The sequence below is a fragment of the Streptomyces sp. HSW2009 genome (assembly GCF_040240285.1).
Classification (GTDB): Bacteria; Actinomycetota; Actinomycetes; order Streptomycetales; family Streptomycetaceae; genus Streptomyces.
In genome coordinates, this window is the sequence record NZ_JBEHZD010000725.1 from 1 (window position 1) to 3243 (window position 3243).

Annotated in this window: 2 protein-coding genes and 1 other RNA gene; 1 reads left to right on the forward strand and 2 read right to left on the reverse strand. The window is 73.9% G+C overall.

The window, feature by feature from the left end:
* A partial coding sequence (locus tag AAHZ94_RS31345) for an APC family permease (protein WP_349997101.1) occupies positions 1–1198 on the reverse strand: 1198 nt, incomplete at its 3' end.
* Positions 1199–1381: 183 nt separating this feature from the next.
* Here AAHZ94_RS31345 and rnpB point away from each other — a divergent pair.
* Positions 1382–1806, forward strand: an RNA gene (gene rnpB, locus AAHZ94_RS31350) — RNase P RNA component class A.
* A 142-nt stretch (positions 1807–1948) separates the two neighbouring features.
* On the opposite strand, the gene AAHZ94_RS31355 is transcribed toward rnpB, so the two are convergent.
* Positions 1949–3097, reverse strand: a complete 1149-nt coding sequence (locus AAHZ94_RS31355) for a Fic family protein (protein ID WP_349997102.1) — start codon at positions 3095–3097, stop codon at positions 1949–1951.
* Positions 3098–3243 lie beyond the last annotated feature (146 nt).

Consider the following 3243-nt stretch of genomic DNA (forward strand, 5'->3'; position numbering starts at 1 on the left):
CCGTGGCGCCGGCCACGGCCGAGGTCGCGGGCAGCGTGCAGGCCAGTGCCGCGCAGCCGACGATCCCGAGCGCGGGCACCAGCCGGGGCGGGCGGCCTTCGGCGGGGCTCAGCGTCCATGCGCTGGCGCCCGCGATGGCGTAGTAGACGAGGACACCGAAGGAGGAGAAGCCGATGGCGCCGCGCAGGTCGACCGTGGCCGCGGCCAGTGCCGCCACGGCGCCCACCGCGAGCTCCGCCCGGTAGGGCGTGGCCGTCCGGGCGTGCACGGCGGCCAGCGCGCCGGGCAGGTGCCGGTCCCTGGCCATCGCCAAGGTGGTGCGGGAGACGCCGACGAGCAGGGTGAGCAGCGAGCCGAGCGCGGCCAGCGCGGCACCGACCCGCACCACCGGAACCAGCCACTGCGCGTCCGCCGCGCGCACCGTGTCCGCGAGCGGGGCGCCCGCCCTGGCCAGCGCGCCGGGGCCGAGCGCGGCCAGCGCGGCGGCGCCCACCGCCGCGTACACCACCAGCACGATGCCGAGGGCCAGCGGAATCGCCCGCGGGATGGTCCGCTGCGGGTCGCGCACCTCCTCGCCCAGCGTGGCGATCCTGGCGTACCCGGCGAAGGCGAAGAACAGCAGCCCGGCGGCCTGGAGCACGCCGCCGAACGTGACCTCGGCGGCCGTGGCGTCCGCCGCCCACGGTGCCCGCGGGGAACCGCCGCTCCAGGCGGCGACGCACACGGCGACCAGCACCAGCAGCACCACGGCGACGATCGCCCGGGTCAGCCAGGCGGTCTTGCGCACCCCCAGGCAGTTGACCACGGTCAGCACGAGCACGGCGGCCACCGCCACCACGCGCTCGTGCCCCGGCGCCGCGTACGCCCCCACCACCAGGGCCATCGCCGCGCACGAGGCGGTCTTGCCGACCACGAACCCCCACCCGGCCAGATGCCCCCAGAACGGGCCGAGCCGCTCCCGCCCGTAGACGTAGGTGCCGCCGGAGGCCGGATAGCGGGCGGCGAGCCGGGCGGACGAGGTGGCGTTGCAGTACGCGACGACCGCGGCGATGCCGAGCGCCAGCAGCAGCCCGGAGCCGGCGGCGTCGGCGGCCGGCGCGAAGGCGGCGAAGACCCCGGCGCCGACCATCGCCCCGAGCCCGGTCATGACGGCGTCGAAGGTGCCCAGTTCACGGCGGAGCCCCGGCTCAGGTCGCATGCGGCTGATTCTGCGGGTCGGCGCGGTGGTGCGCCATGGGCGTTCACCGCCCGCTCAGCCGCGCGGGAGCACCACCCCGGCGCGCCGCCCCCCGCCCACGCCCGCCCCGCGCCCGGCGCGTACGGGGTGCGTGACCGGCGCCGACGCGCCCCGGCCGGCGGGTAGCATGGTCGACACGACGGACGAGTCGGCTGGGCGGTCGCGTCGGGTGCTTTTGGATTCCACGGAATCCGGGGGTCCCCGCCGAGGAACGTCCGGGCTCCACACGGCAGGGTGGTGGGTAACGCCCACCCGGGGTGACCCGCGGGACAGTGCCACAGAAAACAGACCGCCGGGCGCCGCGAGGCGTTCGGTAAGGGTGAAACGGTGGTGTAAGAGACCACCAGCGTCCGAGGTGACTCGGACGGCTAGGTAAACCCCACCCGGAGCAAGGTCAAGAGGGGCCGCCGATTGGCGACCCTGCGCGAACGCTTGAGGGCTGCCCGCCCGAGTTCGCGGGTAGACCGCACGAGGTCGCCGGCAACGGCGACCCTAGATGGATGGCCGCCTCCCCCGGGCGCCGCAAGGCCACGGGGAGACAGAACCCGGCGTACAGGCCGCCTCGTCCGTCGCTCAGGCCCTTGCTGGGGGGCGGGGCCGTATGGTGCTGCTTCCGACCAGGACCTACTGTTCGGTGGCCTGTTGGGCCGCCCCGTCAGACCGCCGCGGCGCCCCTCGCCGGCGTACCCCGGACTTCGCCCCCGAGCACGATCAGGCCGCACCGTCATAGGGGTCACGGATGATGTGCCGGGCGGCAGCAGTGGCCAGCACTTCCCGCGGGTAGCCAGCGCCGGGGACGTAGTAGCGGCCCTTCGTGTTGCCGACGGGCGTCAGCAACTCGCGCCGCATCAGATGTTGCATGTCGCGTTGGGCCTGCTGCTCGCTGATCCCTTCCGCCTTCTCGTACCGCGAGCGGCGCACCCGTCCCGCCATCGCGACTTCGTGCAGGGCGGTGAGCTGGCGTTCGGAAACGTCGAGTGCGACGCGCTGTTCGTCGAGCTGGATCCAGCAGCCGTTGGACCGGTCGACGCGGTGCTGCACGCTCTGGGTCTGCTCGTGGTAGGCGCGCAGATTGAAACGTACCCACGGCGCGGCATCCCGCTGCGGGCTGTAGACGGGCCCGCCGACCTCGCGCAGCACCTTGTAGTAGTCCCAGGTGTGGCCCGGCATGCCCAGCCATGCCTCGATGGAGGAGAACTCCGGTGCGAGCACGCCGTCCCGGGAGATCAGCAGGGTTTGGAGGGAGCGGGACATGCGGCCGTTGCCGTCGGCCCAGGGGTGGATCTTGACGAGGTTGAAGTGCGCCATCGCGGCGCGGACCAGTGGGTCGGCATCCAGGTCGCCGGTGTTGAGCCAGTCGACCAGCTCACCCATCAGACCGGGCACCTCGTCCTCGTGGGGCCCTTCGTACTCCGTCGCGTGCGGGTCGCCGGCCGCGGTGATGAAGATCGGGCCCCGCCGCCACTGCCCGGCCGGCTTCTGCGGGTGGTGGTGCCCCTGCAACATCCAGTGCAGGGCGTTGAGCAGGCCCTTGCTGTACGCGAAGTCGGGGGCGCCGTGCAGGGACTGGATGTAGGTCATCGCCTGCTGGTAGGCGACGGTCTCCGCCCGGTTCGCCTCGGTGACGTCCACCTTCTCCTGGGCGTCGTCCATGAGGTCGGCTACGTCCCTGGCGTCGACCTCGTATCCCTCGATCGCGTTGGAGGCGGCGATGGCCGATGCGGTCAGGTGGCGCCGTAGGCCGAGGATCTCCTTGGCGGGTGCTCGCTGTGTGGCGTCGAGCAGGTCGCGGCGCATCGCGAGGATCTCGTGCAGGACGTGATGGTCGGCAGCGGTGAGGCGGGGCGTCCTGTGCAGCATGTCGGAATGATGCCTACTGGGTGTCATTCCGTCGAAGGAGGTGCGGCTGCCGCGCGGAGTGGGGGGGGGGGGGGGGGGGCGGCGCGCCCGCCCCCGCGCCCCCCCCCCCCCCCCCCCCCCCCCCCCCCCCCCCCCCCCCCCCCCCC